Annotated in this window: 12 protein-coding genes; 2 read left to right on the plus strand and 10 right to left on the minus strand. The window is 71.1% G+C overall.

The genetic code is table 11. The features are described 5' to 3' along the window. Positions 1-25: 25 nt before the first annotated feature. From EV385_RS17275 to EV385_RS17320, 9 genes are read right to left on the minus strand one after another with little or no spacing between them, the layout of a single operon-like run. Positions 26-787, minus strand: a complete 762-nt coding sequence (locus tag EV385_RS17275; RefSeq protein ID WP_130513373.1) for an ABC transporter permease — start codon at positions 785-787, stop codon at positions 26-28. Positions 788-792: 5 nt separating this feature from the next. Then, positions 793-1,581 carry an ABC transporter permease gene (locus EV385_RS17280; protein ID WP_130510393.1) on the minus strand — a complete coding sequence of 263 codons (789 nt, stop codon included), beginning with the start codon at positions 1,579-1,581 and terminating at the stop codon, positions 793-795. 3 nt (positions 1,582-1,584) lie between these two features. Next, on the minus strand, positions 1,585-2,499 hold the full coding sequence (locus EV385_RS17285) for an ABC transporter ATP-binding protein (protein ID WP_130510394.1): 915 nt from the start codon (positions 2,497-2,499) through the stop codon (positions 1,585-1,587). Further along, positions 2,496-3,926, minus strand: a complete 1,431-nt coding sequence (locus tag EV385_RS17290) for a condensation domain-containing protein (RefSeq protein ID WP_130510395.1) — start codon at positions 3,924-3,926, stop codon at positions 2,496-2,498. Before EV385_RS17290 ends, EV385_RS17285 begins: the two co-directional genes overlap by 4 nt. Further along, complete coding sequence (locus EV385_RS17295; RefSeq protein WP_130510396.1) at positions 3,923-9,301, minus strand: type I polyketide synthase; 5,379 nt, start codon at positions 9,299-9,301, stop codon at positions 3,923-3,925. The genes EV385_RS17290 and EV385_RS17295 overlap by 4 nt, the downstream gene beginning before the upstream one ends. Further along, positions 9,298-14,346, minus strand: coding sequence for a non-ribosomal peptide synthetase (locus EV385_RS17300; RefSeq protein ID WP_165449521.1), 5,049 nt, complete (start codon positions 14,344-14,346; stop codon positions 9,298-9,300). The genes EV385_RS17295 and EV385_RS17300 overlap by 4 nt, the downstream gene beginning before the upstream one ends. A 10-nt stretch (positions 14,347-14,356) precedes the next feature. After that, positions 14,357-16,543, minus strand: a complete 2,187-nt coding sequence (gene speB, locus EV385_RS34360; RefSeq protein WP_207229857.1) for an agmatinase — start codon at positions 16,541-16,543, stop codon at positions 14,357-14,359. Then, positions 16,540-17,568, minus strand: coding sequence for a methyltransferase domain-containing protein (locus EV385_RS17315; RefSeq protein WP_130510398.1), 1,029 nt, complete (start codon positions 17,566-17,568; stop codon positions 16,540-16,542). Before EV385_RS17315 ends, speB begins: the two co-directional genes overlap by 4 nt. A gap of 15 nt (positions 17,569-17,583) precedes the next feature. Then, positions 17,584-19,005: a 4-hydroxyphenylacetate 3-hydroxylase N-terminal domain-containing protein gene (locus EV385_RS17320; RefSeq protein WP_341273957.1), complete on the minus strand. Its 1,422-nt coding sequence runs from the start codon at positions 19,003-19,005 to the stop codon at positions 17,584-17,586. 763 nt (positions 19,006-19,768) lie between these two features. On the opposite strand from EV385_RS17320, the gene EV385_RS17325 reads away from it, so the two are divergent. Then, entirely contained in the window at positions 19,769-20,080 is a 312-nt protein-coding gene (locus tag EV385_RS17325) for a hypothetical protein (RefSeq protein WP_130510400.1), read from the plus strand. Between the two features lie 225 nt (positions 20,081-20,305). Here the strand turns inward: EV385_RS17325 and EV385_RS17330 are convergent, their stop codons facing one another. After that, a complete protein-coding gene (locus EV385_RS17330) occupies positions 20,306-20,818 on the minus strand; it encodes an SRPBCC family protein (protein WP_423203056.1) in 513 nt (170 codons plus the stop codon). Between the two features lie 290 nt (positions 20,819-21,108). Between EV385_RS17330 and EV385_RS17335 the strand changes: the two genes are divergently transcribed. Then, positions 21,109-22,068, plus strand: coding sequence for a helix-turn-helix transcriptional regulator (locus EV385_RS17335; protein ID WP_130510402.1), 960 nt, complete (start codon positions 21,109-21,111; stop codon positions 22,066-22,068). Positions 22,069-22,076: the final 8 nt, after the last annotated feature.

Genomic DNA, 22,076 nt, shown 5'->3' on the forward strand with positions numbered 1-22,076 from the left:
GCTTCATCCACGAGGACGATGCGGGTCAGGTAACGAGGATCCGGCCGAGTCTGCGCGTGGCCACGGCGAACGCCACCAGCATGACGCCGAGCAGGTAGGCCAGATGCCCCAGGAGTCCCCATCCGATCTGCTCCAGGCACAGCGCCCGGATCAGCTCGACAGCATGGTAGAGCGGAGTCACCTGCACCACGGCGCCGAGCACGGCGGGATAGGACGACAAGGGAAAGAACGTGGTGCTGAACAGGAACAACGCGACCTGGCCCAACGTCACCAGGTCAAGATCCTGCCAGCTGCGCAGGAAGGTGGTCACCATCATCCCGAGCGCGGCGAAGGTGAATCCGACCACCGCCGCGGCGGGCAATGCAAGCAACGCCGACCACCAGGACACCGTGTGCGTCACCACGAGAACGAGCAGGAAGCCGGCGGAGTACACGACGCCGCGCAGCTGTGCCCAGGTCACCTCGCCGGCCGCGACGTCCCCGATGCCCAGGGGCGTCACCAGCATGGTGTCGTACGCCTTGCGGTGGCGCAGCTTGAAGAAGACGTTGACCGTCGAGTCGTAGACCGCGCCGTTCATGGCGCTGACCGCGAGCATCGCCGGGGCGACGAAGGTCGCGTACGGCACCGTACGGTCCCCCACGGTGACCGAGTCGATGAGCGAACCGAGCCCGAACCCGATGCCGGCGAGATAGAGCAGCGGCTCCACCAGCCCGGACAGCATCACCAACCACACCCGGCGGGCGACCAGGACGTTACGCTCCACGACGGAACCCACCCGCCACAGCATCGCGATCACCGGACCAACCGCCTTCGGCACACCGTGACCGCCAGCAGGAACCCGACGCCTGCCCAGGCCAGCAGCACGGCCACGTGACCGGCGGCGGATCCCAGCCGCACGGCACCGGTGGCCAGCTCGCGACACAACTGCGCACCGTGATACAGCGGCGTGCAGTAGATCACCGGCTGTACCGCATCCGGCAGCACCGCGACCGGCGTGAAGGTGCCGCAGAAGAGGACCATGGGGAGCACCACGAAGCGCAGGAGCACCGTGAGGCTGGCATCGTTGTCCACCCACAGGGTGTAAGCCACGATTCCTGGAGCGCACGCCAGCCCGACGAGCACTGCCACCGGTACGGCGAGGACGACCAGCGGGGAGGAGGCCGCGCCGAAGGCCACCATCACGACGGTGAACACCACGGCGGCCATGAGTACGCGCACCGCGATGAACGCCAGGTGCCCGGTGACCAGGGACGTCACACCGATCGGCGCGCCAATCATCGTGTGGTACGCCTTGTTCCACCGAAGGGCGGCCAGCACCGGATGGGTGCCCTCCGCCGCCGCGATCTGCAGTGCACCGGCGGCCAGCAGACCCGGTCCCACAAAGCCGAGATAGCCGGCCTCGCCCGCCGGACCGGTGCCGGCACGGTCGACAAGCGTGCCGACGCCCAGCCCGAGCGCGGACAGATACAGCACCGGCAGGAGGAACGCCGACACCACGGTCCCTCGCCAGCTACGGCGGTAACGCAGGAACCAGTACTCGAAGGTGCTCGCGACACCCCGCGCCGGACTTGGTGCCTTCATCGGTCAGTCCACCAACGTCCGGCCGGTCAGCCGCAGGTACACGTCCTCCAGCGAGCCCCGTCGCACCACGACACGGTCCGGTCGAAGGCCCCGTGCGTGTACCTCGGCCAGCGCCGCGTCACCGTTGTCGACGTACACCAGCAGCCGGTCGAGCAGCGGTTCGACGCGGTATCCGAGCCCGGCGAGCAGTGGCGCCAGCGCCTGGAGGTCCTCCCGGTCGAAACGCAGCTCCAGCACCTCGCGGGTCGTGTACCTCGCGATGAGCTCGGCGGGCTCGCCGTCGGACACGATCTGGCCGCCGTCCAGGACGAGGAGCCGGTCGCACAACTGCTCCGCCTCGTCCATGTAGTGCGTGGTCAACACCATCGTCACGCCCTGCCGGCGGAGGCGGCCCAGAAGGTCCCACAACACGTGCCGGGCCTGCGGATCCAGCCCCGTGGTGGGTTCGTCCAGCAACAGCAGGTCCGGTTCGTTCACCAGGGACCGGGCGATCGTGAGCCGACGGCGCATGCCGCCGGAGAGGGACTCCACCCGGTGCGTCGCACGGTCACCGAGCTGCACCAGGTCCAGCAGCGGACCCGTACGCCCGCGGATGGTCGCCCGGGACAGTCCGTGGTACCGACCGCAGATGTAGAGGTTCTCCTCGACGGTCAGCTCCAGATCGAGCGAGTCATCCTGCGGCACCACCCCGAGGCGGGACCGAATCACGCGACCGTCCCGCCGGGGCTCGAGGCCGAGAATGCGGAGCGTGCCGGAGGTGGGTGGAGACACGCAGGCCAGCATGCGCATCGTCGAGGACTTGCCCGCACCGTTCGGGCCGAGAAGTCCGACCGTCTCACCGCGCGACACCTGGAAGTCGATACCGCCGACCGCGGTGACGTTCCCGTGCTTCTTCACCAGCCCCTTCGCTTCGATCATCGCGGCTGCCGCCAATCCGCTACGAGACCGGCGAACAGGTCGTCCAGCTCGGCCTCCGCACCCGGTCGCCGGTGGACCGTCACGGGAACCGGAACCGGTACGAGGTCACCGACCGGGGTCCCCGGGGAGGCGACGGCGGCCGCCAGGACGGCGAAGAACTCGCGTGCCAGTGCCACCGCCGTCGCCTGGGAGACGACACCGGTACGGTTCTCCAGTTCCAGCGTCAGTTCGTCACCGAGCCGGTCGAGCGAGAAGGTGATGTCGTACCGGGCGGAACCCGTGACCAGCTTCCTGCTCTGCACCTCCCGGGAATCCAGCCGACGCTGCGGGGACGGGTAGTTCTGCAGCAGGAAGAGCGTCTGGAAGAACGGTGTACGCCCCTGCGGCGTCGGCGGTTCCAGACGGTCGAGAAGCACACCGTACGGAAGGTCCTGGTTCTGCTGCGCTGCCAGGGCCAGCTTCTGGACACGTCCCACAAGGTCCTGGAAGGTCAGCGCCGCGTCATGCTCGTACGGCATCACGATGGTGTTGACGAAGAAGCCGATGACGTCTTCCCAGCGCTGGGCCGTCCGTCCCGCCACCGGGGTGCCGACCGCGAATCGGGGCGTGTCGAGCAGTCGCTGCAGGGCCAGCTGGTAGGTCGCCAGCAACACCACGAACAGCGTCGCGCCGCAGGCGCGGGCCACCCGCTGAGCATCCTGCACGAGGCTCTGCGGGAAGCTCAGCCACACCATGTCCCCCGCCCACCACGGCGCCTGGCCGTCCACCTCATCGGTCGGCCAGTCGACCGGGGGTGCGGGGTGCCGCAGCAGGTCCTGCCAGTACCGCAGCTGATCGGCGTAGGCGTCGGCGGCCAGCTGCCGACGCTGCCAGCTCGCGTAGTCCACGTACCGGTGCGCCGGCACCGGCCGTTGCGGCGTCCCCTTCCGGACAATGGCGGCGTACTGGTCATCCAGTTCCGCGAAGAACACCGGCGACGACCAGCCGTCGTAGGAGATGTGGTGCACGTTGAGCACCAGCACCGCCTCATCGTGCTCGAGCCGGACGAGGTGCGCCCGTAGCACCGGCTCCGCCGACAGGGCGAAGGGACGCGCGGCCTCGGTCGCACCGACGTCCCGGAGCCGAGCCAGCCGCTCACCGCGCGGCAGGTGCCGCAGGTCGTGCACCTCGATCGGCAGCTCGCCGGCCGGCCGCAGCACCTGGTACAGCCGGCGCGGCCCGGCGCGGAAGGTGGCGCGCAGCGCTTCATGACGCTCGGCGACACGACGGATCGCCTCGTCGAGCGCACCGACATCGAGCGGTCCCCGGATCATGGTGGCGACCGGGATGTTGAAGCCGGCCGCCTCCGGGAACCGGCGCTGGTATGCCCAGTGCCGCTCCTGAGCGATCGCCGCCGGCCACTGGTCGACGAGCCCCGAGGCGGTCATCGGCCCGTCCCCCGCAGCGGTGCGCGACCCCGGATCGTCGCGGCGAGGCCCTCGACGGTCGGGTTCTCGAACAGATCCGTCACGCTCACCGCCACACCGCTGCGTTCCTGGATGCGGCCCGCAAGCTGGACCGCGGTGAGCGAGTCGCCACCCAGTTCGAAGAAGTCGGCACCGTGGCCGATTTCCGGAACGCCCAACGTCTCCGCCCAGATGGCGGCCAGGGTCGAGGCTTCGACGCCGGCCTCCACCGACCGCGCCGGTTCGGCCGGTGACGCGGCCACGGGTACGGATGGCGCGGGCCCGGTCAGCCCCGTGACCACGGCCTGCTCGATGCGCGGCGGCGCCGCGGATTCGGCCCCGTCCGGGTGCACCGAACCGGCGGGCGGCCACTCGGCCGCGGGTACCACCGCCACGTTCGCGGGCGTGCTCTCGGTGAGCAGCCGCAACAGCGTCGTCACGCCCTCATCCACGGTGATGCCCGACGTGATGCCCACGGCGTCGGCCACACCGGACGGGGCATCCGGGGCACCGGCCGGTCGCCGCTCCTGCGTCGACGCCCCGAACGGCACCTTCGTGAAGCCCTCGACCGTCAGCGCGGTGCGACCCATGGGATCGAACAACTGAGCATCGAAGGTGCTCCGCCGGTCGTCCGAGTGCCGGACGTTCAGCCGGGCCGTGACCCGCCCCGGGAGGTCGCCGTACAGGACGATGCGCCGGCAGGTGAAGGGCACCTGACCACCCGGGGTGAGCCGAAGCGCGAGAGCCCGGTCGACGAGCGCCGGATGTGCCGTGAAGGTTTCGACCTCGTCCTCGAACTCCTCGGGCAGCACGAGGTCGGCGAGCAGGACGTCCGGGTCGTCGGCCAGCCGCCGGACCGAGTCGACGCAGTCGAAGTGCGGACCGAAGTCGAACTGGGTGGTCGTCGTGCCGGCCCGTGCCCCTTCGCCGGGCGGGACGTCCTCGGCCGGGCCGTCCGGATCGGCTGTGGGCCGTTCCAGGTCCGCATCCACCGTGACGGTCGCGGTGGCGTGCCGGACGGTCCGGCCCGTCCCGGAGTCCTTCGGCCGCGACTCGACGAACGCCCGCCAGCCACCGGCCGCGGGTGTCAGGCCGACCGTGACCTCCACCGGCCCTGACGGTGCGAGCGGCGCGGACAGGGTGAGGTCCTCGATGACGAGCGGATCGAGGGCGTTGATTCCCGGCTGAGCGCGTACGGCCCGCGCGAGCAGATCGATGTACGCCGTGCCCGGCACCGTCGGACGGCCATCCACGACATGCTCCGCCACCAGCCAGTCGGTGGGGTGCAGCAGCTGGGACCACCGTACGCCCGGCGACGCCGCCGGCACGCCGCCGAGGGCGGCCATGCCGGTGTTCCGCCACGCCGGCCAGTTGACGCTGAGGGTGAGCAACTCCGGATCTGCGTCCGACATCGCCAGCGCATCCTGATAGGCGTTGGCCGCGGCGTAGTCGGCGCTACCGACGAGGCCGTTGAGCGCCGCACGGCTGGAGAAGAAGACGAGGAACCGGACGCCGGGCAGCGACCGGGCCAGATCACGAAGCACCACGGACCCGGTGACCTTGGGGCGCAGCACCTGGGCGATGCCGTCCCGGGACCGCCGCTCGGCCAGGCCCGCGCCGGGGACGCCCGCCGCGTGCAGGATTCCGTCGATCGTTCCGTGCCGGGTGACCAGGTCGGCGGCCACCGCCCGCATCGCCTCGGCGTCGGCGACGTCGGCGGCGACAAGCTGAATCTCCGCGCCCGCGGCGGCCAGAGCGTCCAGTTCACCCTGGACGGCCTCGACGGTGGCCGGGTCGTCGGCGCGTCGTCCCAGCAGGACCAGCCGTGGGCGCAGGCCGGTGTCCGCGAGGCCCTGCGCCGCCGCGAGGCCGAGCGCGCCCAGCCCCCCGGTGATGAGGTAGACGCCGCGGCGCACCAGCGCCGCGGGGCTGGGTCCGTCGGGCCGAAGCCGGGTCCGGTCCGGCAGCCAGCGGCGGTTGCCCCGCAGCGCGACAACCGGCTCCGTGGCGGCTGAGGTCAGCTCGGTCGCGAGCACGGCCTCGGTGACGCCCCGGATGTCGATCATGCGGATCCGTGCCGTGCCCGCCTCCAGGGCGATGGACCGGACCAGTCCGGTCACCGCTGCGCGGGCCGGAACCACGCCTTCGGCAGCGGTCGCGTCGACGGCGCTTTTGGCGACCACGACCAGCGGAGCCTGGCGTAGCCCGGTGTCCCGGGCGCGGGCCGCCGCCTGGAACAGCTCGAGGGGCGACCAGAACGTGGCGTCCATCAGCGACGGGTCGTCCGGGGGCAGGTCCCCGGAGACCGGGTCGAGGCATCGGGCGTGCACCAGCAGCTCGGGCACCACGTCCCGGTCCCGGAGAAACGCGAACAGAGCGTCGAGGCCGCCGGCGTCCGGCCGGACGACACACCGGTGCGGACGCAGGTCGCTGGTGTCGCCGAAGGTGACGGCGAGGGGACGGTAACCGGCCCGTTGAACCGCGCCGAGGACCGTCTGCGCCTGGTTCGCGTTCTCGGGCAGGACCACCACGGCGGTTCCCCGGCGGGGTGCACCGACGGGTGCGCCCAGCACCACGGCATCCGGTCGCCAGCCGGGCAGAACGACCACCGGCTCCGAGGATGCGGGCGCTGCTGCCGCCACCGGCGCCGCGGCGAGGTCCGCGGATGTCACCGTCGCGGTGGCGACATCCGGCGTGCGGGTGGGGGCTGGGGCGTCCGGGGTGGGGAGCCAGAAGCGGCGCCGCTGGTACGGGTAGGTCGGTAGCGACACCCTGCGCGGCTCACCGGCACGCGGCACCTGGGTCCAGTCCAGCGGCGCGCCGCCGGCCCACAACTCGGCGAGCGTGTCCTGGAAGCAGTCCCAGTCGTCCCGCCCCGCGCCGCGTCCCAGCACGCCGACCGACCGGTGGCCGGCCTGCCGGATCGTCGTCTCCTGCCGGGCCAGGCTGGTGAGGGTCGCGCCGGGCCCGGCCTCGACGAGCAGCCCGGCCGGTTCGGTGGCCAGCACCCGCAACGCATCCAGGAACCGGACGGGTGCGGTCAGCTGACGGGCCCAGAATTCCGGATCCAGCGCCCGTGCGCCGTCCAGCAGCGCGCCGGCGGCGGCCGACACCAGCGGCACTTCGGGTACGCGCAGCTCGCATTCCTTGATGACCGAGGTGAGTTCCGCGATGGCTGGCTCCATGGCCGGCGTGTGGAACGCGTGCGACGTGGCAAGCTCGCGGTATCCCAGGCCCTGGCCGTCGAGCACATCGCGGAACGCCTCGATGGCGGCCGGGGCGCCGCCGACGACGAGCTGCCGGACGGAGTTGACGGCCGACACCGCCACTCCGGGGATCAGCAACGGCCGGACCCGGTCCTCGGGCGCCGCCACGGCGAGCATCCGCCCGGGTGGAAGATCGGCCATGAGTTGGGCGCGGCGGGCGACGATCAGCCGCGCATCGGCAGGGGTGAACACCCCGGCGACGGTCGCGGCGACCAGTTCACCGACGCTGTGACCGGTGACCGCCGTGGGCTGGACGCCGAGTTCGGCCAACGATTCCGCGAGTGCGTACCCGATGGCGAACAGCAGCGGTTGGGCGTGCACGGTCTGCGACACGGTCCGGGCGTCCAGTTCATCACGCCACACCCGCGGCAGATCGATGCCGAGCAGGTCCCCGAACGCCGACAGGTGCTCGTGGACGCGGCGGCCGAACGCCGGCCAGGTGTCGGCCAGCCGGACCGCCGCCTGCGGGTGCTGCGCCCCTTGGCCGGGGAAGAGCAGGACGGGTGCCCGCCGTGTGCCGTCGCCCAGGGCGGTGACCGCCGCCGCGTCGCCGAGCGCTGTCGCGGCCGTGGCCGGATCGGTGAACCGCAGCGCGCCCCGTACCGGCAGGGGCTTGCGTCCGAGCTGGCTGGTGAAGGCGATGTCCGGGGCGGCGTCCGCGGGAGCCTGGGCCAGCGCGGCGGCGAGGCGAGCCCGCACGATCGGCTCGGTCGCGGCGTCGACGGCGGACCACACCAGCAGCTCGGAGCGGGGCTCGTCCGGCGCGGGCCGGGGCGCCGGCTCCGGGGCCTCCTGCACGATGACGTGTGCGTTCGTCCCACCGAAGCCGAAACTGCTGACCCCGGCGCGCCGGGGTGAGCCGGCGACGCGGGGCCACGGTACGACGCTGTCGGCGATACGGAACGGCGTACGTCCAAGCTCCAGAGCCGGATTGGGCGACGTCACGTTGATCGTCCGAGGGATCAGCTCATTGCGCAGAGCGAGAGCCGTCTTGATGAGTCCGACGACGCCCGATGCGGGGCCGAGATGGCCGATGTTGGCCTTCACCGAGCCGATCAGACAGTTGCCGGCCGGCAGGTCTCCGGACGCCATCGAGCGGAACGCCTGGTCCAGACCGTGCACCTCGATGGGGTCGCCCAGCACCGTGCCGGTGCCGTGCAACTCCACGTAGGACACGTCTGCCGGGTCCACCCCGGACACCATCAGGGCCTCGCCGACCGCCCGCCCCTGCCCGTCCGAGCTGGGGGCGGTGAACCCTTGGCGCTCGGCGCCGTCGTTGCTCAACGCCGATCCCAGGATCACCGCGTGGATCTGGTCTCCGTCGGCCACGGCCTCGGCCAACGCCTTGAGCAGGACGACACCGCCACCGCTGCCGAAGACGGTGCCCGTGGCGTCCGCGTCCAGGGGGCGGCAGTGTCCGTCCCGGGCGTCGATGCCGCCCTCGACGTGCACGTAGCCGCGGCCGTAGGGCATCTCGATCTCCACCCCGCCGGCCAGCGCCATGTCGCACTCGCCCTGCCGGATGGCCTGGCAGGCGAGGTGCAACGCCACCAGGGAGCTGGAGCACGCGGTGCGGACCGACAGGCTCGGGCCACGCAGGTTGAGCCGGAAGGAGACGTACGTCGACAGGTAGTCGATGTTGTTGGAGACGTTGGCGACCATCTCGCCGACCTGGTCGAGCAGCTTCGGATCGGCCCGGATGTGATCCTCGGCGTAACGGTCGTACGCCGCGGCACCGTAAACCCCCACCGCCCCGTCGTAGGCGCCCGCGTCATAGCCCCCGTTCTGCAGGGCGGTGGCACACAACTCCAGGAACAGCCGGTGTTGCGGATTGCGCAGTTCCGCTTCCCGGGCGGAGACGCCGAAGTAGCGGTGGTCGAAGCCGTCGACCTCGTCGAGCAACGGTCGCGCCCGCACGTACCGCGGATCGGCGAGGAGCCGGGGATCCTCGCCATTCGCGAGCAGTTCCTCGTCGGTGAGCCGGTGGATGCTCTCGCGGCCGGCGAGCAGGTTCTCCCAGAACTGCTCGACGTCCGCGGCGTCGGGAACGCGGGCGGCGATGCCGATGATCGCCACTGGTTCCAAGCTCATGGTCTCGGGTCCTTCCTGGCTGCCGCACGGGCGTGGTCGTTGAAGCGGGCGCGAGCAAGTCGCCGGGCCTGGGTCTGATCGGCGGTGGACCGGATGACCGGACCGCGCCGGTATCGCGGCCGTTCGCCGGTGGTGAGGTGCTCGGCCAGTGCGCGTGCGGTGGGAAATCGGAACAGTTCCGGCAGACTCAGCGGCAGGCCGTCGGTTTCGGTGAGCCGGCGGTGCAACTGGAGAAGTGACAGCGAGGTGAGCCCCGCGGCGAAGAAGCTGGTGTCCTCTGCGAGCGGCTGCGCGGCGAAAGCCCGGGCACGGTCGGCGATGAGCTCGCACACCTCGGCGGTGGACGCCGACGGCGTCGTGGCACGGCCGGACAGGGCGAGAACGTCCCGCAGCGCCCGGTGGTCCACCTTGCCGCGGGGGGTGAGCGGCAGGCGCGGTACGAGCACGATCCGGGCCGGTAGCTGCCACCCGGGCAGCCTTTCCCGCAACCGGGCCGACAGCTCGGTGTCCGTCACGGTCGGCCCCGCCGGCACGACGACCGCGACGACCGCGTCACCCGCTCCGGGGTCCGGGACAGCCACCGAGGCCGCCACCTCCGGCATGCCGGCAAGGGCCCACTCGATCGCGGCCGGCTCGACGCGGTGACCGTGCACCGACAGTTGCCGGTCCCGCCGGCCGAGCACCTCCACCGTCCCATCCGGGGCGCGCCGAGCCACATCACCGGTGCGGTAGCACCGTACGGAGGAGCCGTCCGTCGCGTCCTGAGGCGCCTCACGTCCGGCCTCGCCGAGGTAGCGCAGGGCGAGTCCGTGGCCGTCGACCACCAGTTCGCCCACCTCACCCACCCGCGCGGGGGATCCGTCCGGGCGGGCCACCCAGGTCGTGCGGTACGCCAGGTCGACTCCGGTGACCGGGACGCCGGTACGGTGGGCCGCCCAGAGGTCCGCATCCGGCTCCCGGTATCGGTGCAGGCCGCTCGCCTGGGGTGTTTCCGTGGCACCGTACAGGTTCCACACGGTCGCCCCTGGGGCGAGCGCTACCGCGGACCGGGCGATCGTTTCCCGCAGCACCTCGCCGTGCGAGACGATGTGGCGTAGCCGGGGCAGGCGTACGCGGGCGGCCGAGAGCATCGCCAGCTGCGACGGGGTCGCGTGCAGGATCGTCGCGCCGCTGTCGGCCAGCGCCGCCGCGAGGGCGTCGGGTCCGCTGCCCGGCGCGGCCGGGACATGCACGGTCGCGCCGAGAGTCAGGGGCAGGACGAGGTCCCGGAACACCGGGTCGTGTGCGGGCGGTGTCGTCCAGCAGAAGACATCCTCGGCGCCGAGACCCAGCAGGGCAACGTACTCGTCCAGCGTCGCGGGCAGCGCGTTGGCGGGAAGCAGGACGACCGCGGGAGTGCCCGAGGTGCCGGACGTCGCCAGGGCGTGGCCGGGTGAGTCCGCCGCCATCGGCACCGGCTCCGCGTCCCCCGCGGATCCGTCCGGGAGGTCACTTTCGAGGTCCGGTACCGGCACCACTCCGGCGGCGGCGAGAACCTCGTCGGTCCACGCCGCGGGGGCGTCGTCGGGCACGAGCAGCGGTGGCCGACCGGCGTGCCAGCAGCCCAGCAGCGCCGCGACGAACTCGGGGCCGCGCCGGGCCCGTACGGGGACCAGCGTGCCGGTGGGTGCGCCGGCGCGCAGCCGGGCGCTGGCGGCCAGGACGCGGCCGGCCAACTCGCCGTAGGTGATGCGCTCCGGGCCGTGCGCCAGCGCGGTGCGTTCCGGCGTACGCCGGGCATGGCCGAGCACGCGGCGGACGAGGTCCGTGCACGTGGCCGTCGGCGCGGCGCCGCCCGCTCCACGACTGTCCGGCTCGGCCGAGCCGGCCGGCGCGGTCACCTCGAGGAGGCGGTCGACGCACTGCCCGAGGAATTCGGTGGCCACCTCGGCATCCCACAGGTCGGTGGCGTAGACCAGCCGGACCTGGTATCCCCCGCCGGGTGCGGCGTGCAGGTACAGCCCGAGATCGAAGAGCGACCACGAGGCATCGACCGCAACCGTGGTCGCCGGGTGGGTGCCGAACCGGGCCGGCGGCTCCGCCTGGGTGAGATCGTTGCACCAGACCTGGAAGACCGGGTTGGTGGTCAGGTCACGGTTGCGGCCCAGGGCCGCGACGATGTCGTCGAACGGAACCGAACCATGGTCCATGGCCGTGGTGAGGGCGTCGGCCACCGTGCGGATCAGCTCGGGAACGCCGTGGTCGCGGACCCGCAACCGGACCGGCAGGGTCGTGACGAAGAAGCCGACCGCGTCGATCTCCTCGGGCGTCTCCCGACCCGCCATCGGTACGCCGACGACCAGGTCGTCGGTGCCCGACCACCCGGCGAGGACACGGGCGAACGCGGCCAGGACCGCGGTGGCCGGCGTGACACCGAGAGCCCGGCATGCCTGGTCGAGCGCGTCTCGGGTCGGCGGATCGAGGTCCACGTCCACCGATGCGCCGCGGAACGACGGCTCCGCCGGACGGGGGCGGCGGAAGGGCAGTTCGAGCCGGTCGGGCGCATCGGCAAGCGTGTTCTGCCAGTACTCCAGATCGCGAGCCCGGCGTGGGTCGGCGGGCGCGTGCAGCCGACGTACCACCAGGTCACCGAAGTTCGCCGGCTCGGCCCGGCGGTCGGCAGGGGTGTCGGTGGGCCGCTGATCCGCTTCCGTGGCGTACGCGTCGGCAAGTTCGCGCAGGAGGATGTCGAGCGACCGTTGGTCGGCCACCAGATGGTCCACGACCAGGACCAGGCCGGACCGGTCGTCGCCGACCAGAACGCCGGCGCGGTGCCGTGGCAGCCGGTCGGCCGGGAGCACCTGTCCGGCCAGGTCGGTCGCGAAGCGCTCGAGCGCCGTGGACCACGGCTGCGACCGGTCGTGCTGCTCGACCCGCACCGCGGACGCGGCAGCCGGATGGATCCGCTGCGTCATGCTGCCCGAAGGCTCCTCGTCGAACGTGGTGCGCAGCACCTCGAACCGGCGCGTCAGTACCGCATCCGCCCGTCGCACCGCATCGACGTCGAGGACACCGGCGATGTCCAGTACGCCCACCACGTTGTACGCCGGTGAGGTGGGGAACAGCCGGGTCCACAGCCACAGGCTTCGTTGCTGGGTCGAGGCGGGTGCGCGGCTACGGTCGGCGCGCCTGGGCACCGGCCGCGTCTCGGCGACCGGGACCGCGGGCAGCAGCCTGCGCAGCCCGGCCAGCGACAGCCCTTCCCACAACAGCGCGCGAACCGGCACTCGTACACCCCAGCGGGCGAACACCCCGCCGGCCAGCCGGACGGCCGCGAGGCTGTGCCCGCCATCGGCTACGAAGGACCGGCTCTCGTCCGTGACCGGATGGCCGAGGGCCGCCGACCACAGCGCCCGAGGTTCGTCATCATGCGGACCGGTCGCGGCGTCGTCGCTGTCCGCTCGCAACAGCCGCTCGGCTTGCTCCGTCAGCTCGCGGCGCGCACGCTTGCCGCTCGAGGTCACCGGCAACCGCCCGGTCGTGAACACGAAGCGGGGCACGTAAGGCTCGGGTAGCCGCGCGCGTACCCAGGACCGCAGCCGTTCGGTCAGCTCGGGTGTCGCCTCCTGCGGGGCCGGGTCGGGGACCGTACCGGGTGGCACGACGAAGGCGGCCAGCTCGGTCCCGGCAGATGTGGTCACCGCAACCGTGGTCACCGCGCCGACCTCGGGGTGCGTCCCCAGCGCATCGTCGACCTCCGCGGGCTCGACCCGGTTGCCCCGGATCTTCACCTGGTCGTCGATCCGTCCGAGGTACTCGAGGTCGTCGCCGACCCGGCGAACCAGGTCACCGGTCAGGTACAGCCGCGGCGTGGGACACCATCCGGGGGAACGGATGAACGAAGCGGCTGTCAGGTCCGGCCGGTTGAGGTATCCGGCTGCCAGCGGCATGCCGCCGATGGCGAGTTGGCCCGGTTCGCCGGCGGGGACCGGTTGGAGGTCGTCGTCGAGCACCACGAGGGTGCAGTTGTCGATGGGCCGTCCGATCAGGACGGTGTCGACGTCGTGATCAGGACAGGGCCAGTAGGTGACGTCGATCGCCGCTTCGGTCGGCCCGTAGAGGTTGTGCAGTTCGGCGTGCGGCAACTCGCGGCGGAACCGTCGAAGGTGATCTGGTGTCAGCGCCTCCCCGCTGCACATGACGGCGCGCAGCGAGGTGCACCGGCCGACCTGCGGCCACCGCAGGAACTCATCGAGCATCGAGGGCACGAAGTGGCAGACGGTCACCTGGCGGGTGACGATCCATTCGATCAGCTCACCCGGGTCGTGGTGTGCCCCGGGTGGCGGCAGGATCAACTGGGCGCCCGCCGTCAGGGGAGCCCACAGCTCCCAGCCGGAGACGTCGAACGTGACCGGTGTCTTCTGCAGGATGCGGTCCGCCGGACCGAACCGGTACTGCTCGGACATCCACAGCAACCGGTTGGCCAGGGCCAGGCTGCCCACCACGGCGCCCTTCGGCGCCCCACTCGATCCCGAGGTGAACAGCACGTACGCCGGATGGTCGTCGCCGTAGGCGGCCAGCTCCCACTTCTGCGTGCCGGCCGCCGCGACGACTGCCCGTACATCAAGAACGTCGCAGCCGGGCACCCGGTCCGCGTCGGACGGGCCACCGTCGCCGGACATGATCAGCGCCAGCCGTGCGCCGGACTGTGCGACAACGGCCGCGCTGCGGGCCGGCGGGTCTTCCTGGGAAAGGGGCAGGTAGGGCAGGCCGGCCTTCAACGCTCCCAGGAGCGCGAACACCAGATGGCGCCCGCGCGGGACACTGACGGCGACGACATCGCCGGGGCGGCCTCCGCGGGACCGAAGTGCGTGCGCGACCGCGTCGGACGCCTCGTCGAGCTGCCGGTAGGTGACCGTTCCGGCCGAATCGACGAGCGCCACCGAATCGGCGGTCCGCTTCGCCCACGCGGCTATCAGACCTGGCACACCGTCCGGCACGTGCCGCTCAACCGTCGGGCCGCTCAGCACGGCCTCCGCCCCGGCGAAACCGTCTTGTCGTGTCATCCGTGACTCCTCAGCGGTGACCCGCCTGACGGGCGGCGACCTCGGCGACCACCCGGATGCCCGCGGCGAGCTCATCGCGGCTCCGGGCCAGCGAGACACGCAGGAAGCGGCGGCCGTCGTCGTTGCGGGCCCAGTGGAAGGCGTCGCAGGGGAGCGTGTGCACCCCCCGGCTCAGCAGCTCCTCGTAGAGCTTCTGGGCGTCGACGCCGTTCTCGGGCAACGTCAGGCGGGCAACGCTGATGCGCGCGTCGGGGTCGGTCAACGCCAGCGGGCCGTCGAGCACCGCGTCGGACACGAGCTGCCGGTTGTCCGCGATCAGCCGGCGCAGGTCACGGTAGCCGCCGTCGTTGGCGTCCTGGGCGAGGCGTGCGATCAGCAGCAGCACCATCGGCGACACCGACAGCAGGACGTCGCTGAACGCGTCGGCGAGCGGCAGGCGCGTGTTCGCGCCCCAGGCGAGGAAACCGGCCTTCAGCTCCAGCATCGGCCACAACTTGCCGGTGTCCTCGATCACCAGCCATTCCGGACCGGCCTCCTCGAGGATCTGGTACGTGTCGTACTGTGCCCGCTCGTCCTGGGCCCGGAAGCAGGTGTCCAGCGCGATCACCCGGCCCGTGCGGGCGCACATCTCCGCCAGCCGGCGGAGGCTGTCGGCCGGCATCACCCAGCCGGTCGGGTTGTTCGGTGTGGTGACGAACACGGCGCCGACCTCGTCCGGCAGTGCCAGCTCGCCGTGGGTCAGTTCCTGTTCCTCGACCGGGTGCAACCGCAGACCCCGTGCCTTCAGCAGGTCGGGAATGTTGTCGAACGTCGGGTGGACGAGCGCGACGTCGTTGGTTCGCGTGGCGAGCGCCCGCGCCGCGATGTCCATGGCGACCGACGACGAGTAGCAGCTCACGAGACGTCCGGTGCCGAGGGGCGCGCGGTGCTGGCCGATGCCACGCAGGAAGAGGCTGTGCGCCTCGGTCTCGATCTCCAGGAACGGCCGCTTCGCCGCCTCGGCGAACAGGCCGTCGAGCGACCGTACGATGTCCCGCTGTGTCTCGGTGAGCGGCATCCGGGGATGACCGTCGGAGAGGTTGCATCCGCCGACGAGGGCGAGGCTCTCCATCGACGTGAGGTTCTGATGCGACACGCTGGGCAGGGCCGGCGATCCGGTGGCCAGCGTCCCGCCGGACACGCCGGTGACGCTGTCCACAGCGGCCGTGGCCGCCGGTCGGGCGCCCTGCCGGCGCTCGCGCCGGCTCACCGCGACCTGACCGAGGAGTTCGAAGGCGACCACCGCGGCAGCGTGGCTCGTGATGTCGCCGTGGTCGTACGGCGGCGCCACCTCCACGATGTCGAGGCCCACGTAGTTCAGCGGGCCGAGCGCACGGAGGTACTGCACCGTGCGGTACGTCGACGGCCCACCGACCTCGGGGGTTCCGGTCCCGGGGGCGTAGGCGGGATCGATGAAGTCGATGTCGAACGAGACGAGTACCGGGCTGTCACCGACCCGGGCACGGATCCGCCGCCCCACCTCCTGCGGGGCAAGCGTGTCGAGCTCCGGCCACGGGATCACCTCGTATCCCAGCGCAACCCCGGCGTCCACGTCGTCCGGGTGGACCGAGCCACGCATGCCCAGCTGGATGCTGCGGGCGGGGTCGACGACACCTTCCTCGACGGCCCGTCGGAACATCGTTCCGTGGAAGTGCTTGACACCGTAGTAGTCGTCGAGGACATCGCCATGCGCATCGAAGTGCACGACGGAGATCTTGCCGTGGACCGCGGCAAGCGCCCGCATCTCGGCCATGACCAGGCTGTGGTCTCCGCCGAGGATCAGCGGAACGATTCCGGCCCGGTAGAGCGGCTCCAGGTGCTGCTGCAGCCGCTGCAGCGTCAGGTCGTGGTAACCCGGGACGACGGGTGCGTCACCGGCGTCCACCATCGACAGGTCCGTGGTGATGTTCACTCCGGTGGCCGGATTGTGGTCCCGCAGCAGAATGCTGGCGGACCGGATGGCCTCCGGCCCGAACCGGGCACCGGACCGGTAGGACACCGCGGAATCCGTCGGTACGCCGACGACGGCAATGTCTACCGGACCAGACGCGGTCAGCGGCTCCTCGACGACCGGCAGCCGCATGAACGATCGTGGGCCGCTGGCGATGCGCGGTTTCGTCATGCTGTTGCGCGGCGCGTACCAGGTCGCCTCGGTCATGCCGCCACGCGCCGAACAATCCAGCCGAGCTCGAACCCGGTGGAGTCCATGGCGGGGTCGGTCAACGCCGACGCGACGATCTCCAGCCCGCAGTCCGCGAAGAACTTCTCCCACCAGCCGCGCGACTCCAGGCGCTGCGAAGTGAACGGGTGCATGAGGAAGTAGGCGTTGTAGTAGTGCTGCGCCAGCGGGTGACTCATGGACTCGGCGTCGGCCGAGCGCAGATCGATGTCGACAATCGCCAGGTCGAGGTCCGGCGAGGTGTCGAAGAGGGTGTTCAGCAGTTCCCGTACGCCCTCCTCGCCGTCCTGCCCCAGCACCTCGTGGATGACGAACGCCAGGACGGCGAGGTCCGGCCGCTCACCGTCGGGGACCGCGCGGATCCAGTCGAGGGCGCCGGTCTGCGCGATGCTGATCCGGTCCGCCAGGCCGTGCTCGTCCACCCAGGTGCGGGCGGTCTGCGCCCCCAGTTCGTCTGGCTCGATGCCGACCGCCGTGAGCTGCGGGTAGTCACGGCACAGTTCGGTCAGGTAGACGCCGCTGCCGCAGCCGAGGTCTACGAGGCGACGGTAGTCGCGCCCGGTGGTGGCCAGCAGACCCCGCAGAAGTGGGATCGAGTCGTGCAGGCTCATCCCGCAGCTGCCGCTGCCCACGAGGCCACCGTTGCGGGGCGCGGGCGCGGTGTCCTTCGCCAGGTGATCGCCCAGGGACAGGAACGTCGTCCCGTAGCCACCGATCATCATCTCGTACCAGGCGCGCGCCTCGTCGTACTCACGCGCCGCTTCGGTCAGGGTCAGCACGCCGTCCGCGGAGCGGGCCACCAGGCCCGCGGCCACGAAGTAGTCGACCATCGCGACCAGTCGCGGCCGGTCGAGCCCGCGTTCGGTGACCAGGGCATCGACCGTCGTGCCGCGGGCGATCGCCTCCTGCAGGCCGCTCTGCTGCAGCGTAAAGATCATCGTGGAAAGCACGAAGCCCTTGAACGGCTCCAGCGCCTTCACCAGACGCTGTTCCTGAATCGCCATGTTCGTCCTCCCCTTTCAGGCGAGCAGCCCGGCCGGCAGTTCCGGCTCGGCGCGCTCGGCGGTGTAACGGTCATAGAAGGTGGCCCGGAAGATGTCCGGAGGCCCGAGAAACACCCGCTCGTAGAGCTCCTGACGACCGCCGAAGCGGTCCAGCGTCAGCTCGGCGCAGATCCGCAGGAGCCGGCCATGGGACAGGCTGTCGATGTCGGCACCGGCGAAGTAGGTCGAGAACACCGCGTGGGCGGGTGAGTCCGGGGCTTCATCCGCGCTGACCGGGTGCATCACCAGGCCGCTACTCACGATGAGTTGAAGCAGCTCGATGGCGCGGGGATAGAGCTGCGCGTTCAGCATGCCGGCCGTCGCCAGAGGCACCGGATCCGGTACGACGTTGCCGTGCGCGTCGGTGCGCGTCTGCGCCTCCGCGGCCACCACGAGACTGCGCAACGTCTCCGCGATGCCCGCGAGTTCCCCCAGGTGCTGCCTGGTCGCCTGATTCCGGTCGCGGCCGGCGGCGCGGGCCGCGGCGCGCGCGAGTCCGAACACGAACTCGGCCTTCACCCAGGAACGTACGGCGGACTGGTGCCAGGCGTAGGTCGTCATGCCGGTGCCGGCCCGCAACCCGTTCGCCTTGGCGACATCCCCGTGCAGGAACACGCGTTCCCAGGGAACGACGACGTCCTCGAAGACGCAGATGGCGTCCATCTCGTCGAAGCGGGCGGCAAGGGGATGGTCCTCGACGGGAGCGGACGCGAGGCCGGGTCGGCAGTAGAGCGTCAGTCCCGGCGTGTCGACCGGGACGCTGAGGCAGAGGGCCTGGTCGGCCTCCTGCTGTCCCAGCGGTCGGAACGGATACACGACCAGATCGTCAGCGTACGGAGCCAGCGTCGCGAGCATCTTGACGCCGCGCACCACGAGACCGTCGGCGGACTCGCCGACGGCCCGCAGCGCCTGTGTCGGCAGGCCCAGCTCCGCGGGCAGATGGCGGTCCGCGGGCGGGTCACTGATGGCATGCGTCAGGACCAGGTTGCTGCTGCGGGCCTGCTCCCAGTAGGCCACCACCGCGTCGGCGCGGTCACCGAAGTAGGCCGCGGCACCACGCCAGGAGGCGAGGATGGTGGCGAGGAAGTCGGGACTGCGTCCGAGCAGGCCGCCACTGCTGCGGGCCACGTCGGCGAAGACACGACCACGCGCGGCCACGTCCTGCGCCGACGAGGCGAGGGCGTACGGCACGGGGAACCCCTCCGCGTCGGCGAGGTCGCCCGCAGCGCTGAACCGATCCAGCAGGCCGGCCAGGAAGTCCGCCATGGGGCGCAGCCCCGGGTCCTGCGTCAGGTCATCGACAAGGCGCCCGGCGACGACGATCCGACGCCCCTTCAATCCGCGGAGATAGTCGTCGCCTCGACGGCTGGACGACGTGGAGCCTCCGTGTGTCACCACGATCCTCCCAATAGTGGATGGCGCGATACCGGTCAGCGCGGCATGACGTGCCGCTGACGGAGGGATGCGGGCGACGCATCACGAAGGACTGGCCTGTCGCGCCGTGGGCAACCAACCGAGAGCCGGCTCGCTGGTCGGGTCGGAGAAGACCTCGATCAGATAGAGCGGGGCGGAAGATGACGCGCAGCGGCACCCTGGCATGCGCAGCGATGCGTGCGGCGGAAAGGACATAGGCGCACGTGGAATTTGCCTGGCATTCTCTTACCCCCGTGTAAGCCAACACCACAACGATCAGCCGTTACCGGCCCGAAAGCACTGTACACAATGGTGAGTCGATGCGAAACCGATCCGACACCGCGGCCCAATCAACTCTTCGTTGTCGATGCCTCGACCTTAGCATCGCCTACGGAGCCGTCTGAGACTGGCGAGGGATCGGTCACAACCTGGGCGGAAAGGTCGCAATCCGCAGTCCTGGAAGGACGCTCCGTGTTGGGTGCAGCCGCGCGTCTCTCATGTGGCGGATGCGCGCGTTTCGTGCAATCTCGGCGACGCGCAGGCGGCCCGGAGCGGCCGTAACAATGTCAATGTCAAGGAAGTGCAAATGGAACGTCAGGGAAAGTACAAATGGCGAGGCAACTCGGGCCCGCAGCCCTCGCCGGCCACCCTTCGGCTGCCGGAAGAACGAGTGCGTAGGCCGTCCACTTAGGGTGGTAGAGGTGCTGCTCGGCGTAGCCGGCGGCGGAGAGATCCCGCGAGGTGAGGTATGGAACTCGTCCTGGTACCCATGACACCCGAGGAGTTCGAGCGGCGGTCGGCCGAGAGCCGGAAGCGGTATGCGGCCAACCTGCATTCCGAGCTCGGTTTGACCGCCGATGCGGCGACGGCGGAAGCCAGGCGGCAGATGGACGCCGTACTACCGCGAGGCGTGCACACCGAGGACGCGATCCTGCGTACGGCGTGGGTGAACGACACCGTCGTCGGCTGGGTATGGGTCACCCGCGCCATTCGGCTCTACGAGAGCCTCGGCTTCCGCGTCACCTCCCAGCACATGGCCAAGTTGCTTCGCGAGTCCTGAGTGCCTGCTCCGTCGAGCGGCGAAGCCAGCGTCGCGGCCCCAAGGCCACCGGCCGCCTCAGCGCTTCTGTCGGCCTTCGTACGTACGCCTCGGTCGGCAGCTCCGGGCGGCCGGACCCGTGCCGCGACCGGCGCCCTGCCGTGGAACGCCGGGCACCCGTCAGGGTGTCCCGGCGTTCCGGCGAACGGATCACGCTACAGATTGCAGGGCCGTCTCGGTGTGCGGTCAGGGTTGCGGACGGTCGACCTCGCCGCGCCACCCGCCGGTCTCGACGCCGTCGCGGCCCTCGATGAACTCCTTGAAACGCTCCAGATCGCCCTTGACCTGCCGGTCGACGAAGCCGAGTTTGTCGCCCACCTGCTCGACGATGCCTTCGGGCTCGATGTCCATCTGGACCGTCACCCGGGTGTGCGCGGCGTCGAGGCGGTGGAACGTCACCACGCCGGCCTGCCGGGGGCCCTCCACGGACGTCCAGGCCACCCGCTCGTCGGGGAGCTGCTCGGTGATCCGGGCGTCGAACTCACGCTTCACACCGTCGATGTTGGTCGTCCAGTGCGTGGTGGTGTCATCGAGCTGGCGGATCTCCTCTACACCGCTCATGAACTGCGGGAATTCCTCGAACTGCGTCCACTGGTTGTACGCGGTGCGTACCGGCACGTTGACGTCAACGGACTTGGTAACGGTACTCACAATGCCATCCCTTCCTGTGCTGAGCTGAGGGTGCGGTGCCGCGCTCATTGCCCCACTGATCCCCGTGGCGCCCGCCGCTAAACCGTGTCCAGCGCAACTGCCGTCACTGCGTCGGCCCACGCGACGAGCTTGAGGCCCGCATCCCAGGCGACCGAACGTCGCGCGCACCACAGGAGGGCGCACGGCGCCGGCCCACTGGGTAAGAGGTACGCCATGGCGCCGACACCCGGGCAGTGCCCATTGAGCGGTCCGGCGGCGGGCTTCCGCCACCCGGGCCGGTTCGGCGTCGCCTACGGCCATTCCTCCCAGCCACGCGCTGCCGATCTGAAACGGACGCCATGAACGCCGATGAACCACACACCATCTCGGTCGAGCTCACCGACGCCGACGCCATCGAAACCCTGCTCAGCGACGCCTACAGCAGCATGCGGGTACGCAGCAGCGATCCTCCCCTGCTGCGCTATCAACGCGTGGACGCGGGACCGTTCGCTCTGGACTCCCTGGAGCAGTCGGCCGTCCTCGACGTACGGGTCGAGCCACTTCAGGCGATCGTCGTCGACCGGACGACGACGGCCAGGGTGGACGCTCGCCGCGGCGGGGAGACCTCGCGCTATGACACCGGCGAGCTCTTCCTCGCCGCGCTACCCGACCAGCCGTACGCGGCCCGGGTCATGCCGGGCCGCATCGACGCGTGTGTCCTCGACCTCGGCCTGATCACCAGGGTGGCGGCCGCCGCGCCCGGGCGCCGCCCCGAGCCGATCCGATTCATCAGCCCCGACCCCCTGTCCCCGGCCGTCGCGGCGCACTGGTGGTCAACCCACCGCTACGTCGCCGAGTTGCTGAACAACCCGGAGGCGGCGGCGTCCCCGCTGATCGTGGGCAGCGCGGCCCGGCAACTGGCCGCCGCGACGCTCGCCGCGTTTCCCAACACCGCGCTGACCCACCCCACCATCGAAGACCGCCACGACGCCTCCACCGTCACCCTGCGGCGGGCCGTCGCGTACATCGATGAGCACCTCGCCGACGACATCAGCGCCGCTGAGATCGCCGCCGCCGCCCACGTCAGCATCCGTGCTCTCCAGTTGGCCTTCCGCCGCCACCTCGGCATGCCGCCGATGGCCTACCTGCGCCGGGCCCGCCTCCATCAGGCCCATCAGGACCTGCTCGCCGCCGACCCCGCGACGACCACCATCGGGGCGGTCGCCGCCCGCTGGGGATTCGCCAACCACAGCCGGTTCACGGCCCTCTACCGCAAGACCTACGGCGTCACCCCGCAGACCACCTTGCGCAACGACTGACCCCTTCG

The sequence above is a fragment of the Krasilnikovia cinnamomea genome, assembly GCF_004217545.1.
Lineage (GTDB): Bacteria > Actinomycetota > Actinomycetes > Mycobacteriales > Micromonosporaceae > Actinoplanes > Actinoplanes cinnamomeus.

Excerpts from the sequence above, each read along its gene's own strand:
- EV385_RS17295 (WP_130510396.1), bottom strand. The coding sequence starts at position 9,301 with ATGAGCTTGGAACCAGTGGCGATCATCGGCATCGCCGCCCGCGTTCCC.
- EV385_RS17325 (WP_130510400.1), top strand. The coding sequence starts at position 19,769 with ATGGAACTCGTCCTGGTACCCATGACACCCGAGGAGTTCGAGCGGCGG.
- EV385_RS17315 (WP_130510398.1), bottom strand. The coding sequence starts at position 17,568 with ATGGCGATTCAGGAACAGCGTCTGGTGAAGGCGCTGGAGCCGTTCAAG.
- EV385_RS17280 (WP_130510393.1), bottom strand. The coding sequence starts at position 1,581 with ATGAAGGCACCAAGTCCGGCGCGGGGTGTCGCGAGCACCTTCGAGTAC.
- EV385_RS17335 (WP_130510402.1), top strand. The coding sequence starts at position 21,109 with ATGAACGCCGATGAACCACACACCATCTCGGTCGAGCTCACCGACGCC.
- EV385_RS17290 (WP_130510395.1), bottom strand. The coding sequence starts at position 3,926 with ATGACCGCCTCGGGGCTCGTCGACCAGTGGCCGGCGGCGATCGCTCAG.
- EV385_RS17300 (WP_165449521.1), bottom strand. The coding sequence starts at position 14,346 with ATGACACGACAAGACGGTTTCGCCGGGGCGGAGGCCGTGCTGAGCGGC.
- EV385_RS17275 (WP_130513373.1), bottom strand. The coding sequence starts at position 787 with ATGCTGTGGCGGGTGGGTTCCGTCGTGGAGCGTAACGTCCTGGTCGCC.
- speB (WP_207229857.1), bottom strand. The coding sequence starts at position 16,543 with ATGACCGAGGCGACCTGGTACGCGCCGCGCAACAGCATGACGAAACCG.
- EV385_RS17330 (WP_423203056.1), bottom strand. The coding sequence starts at position 20,818 with ATGAGCGCGGCACCGCACCCTCAGCTCAGCACAGGAAGGGATGGCATT.
- EV385_RS17285 (WP_130510394.1), bottom strand. The coding sequence starts at position 2,499 with ATGATCGAAGCGAAGGGGCTGGTGAAGAAGCACGGGAACGTCACCGCG.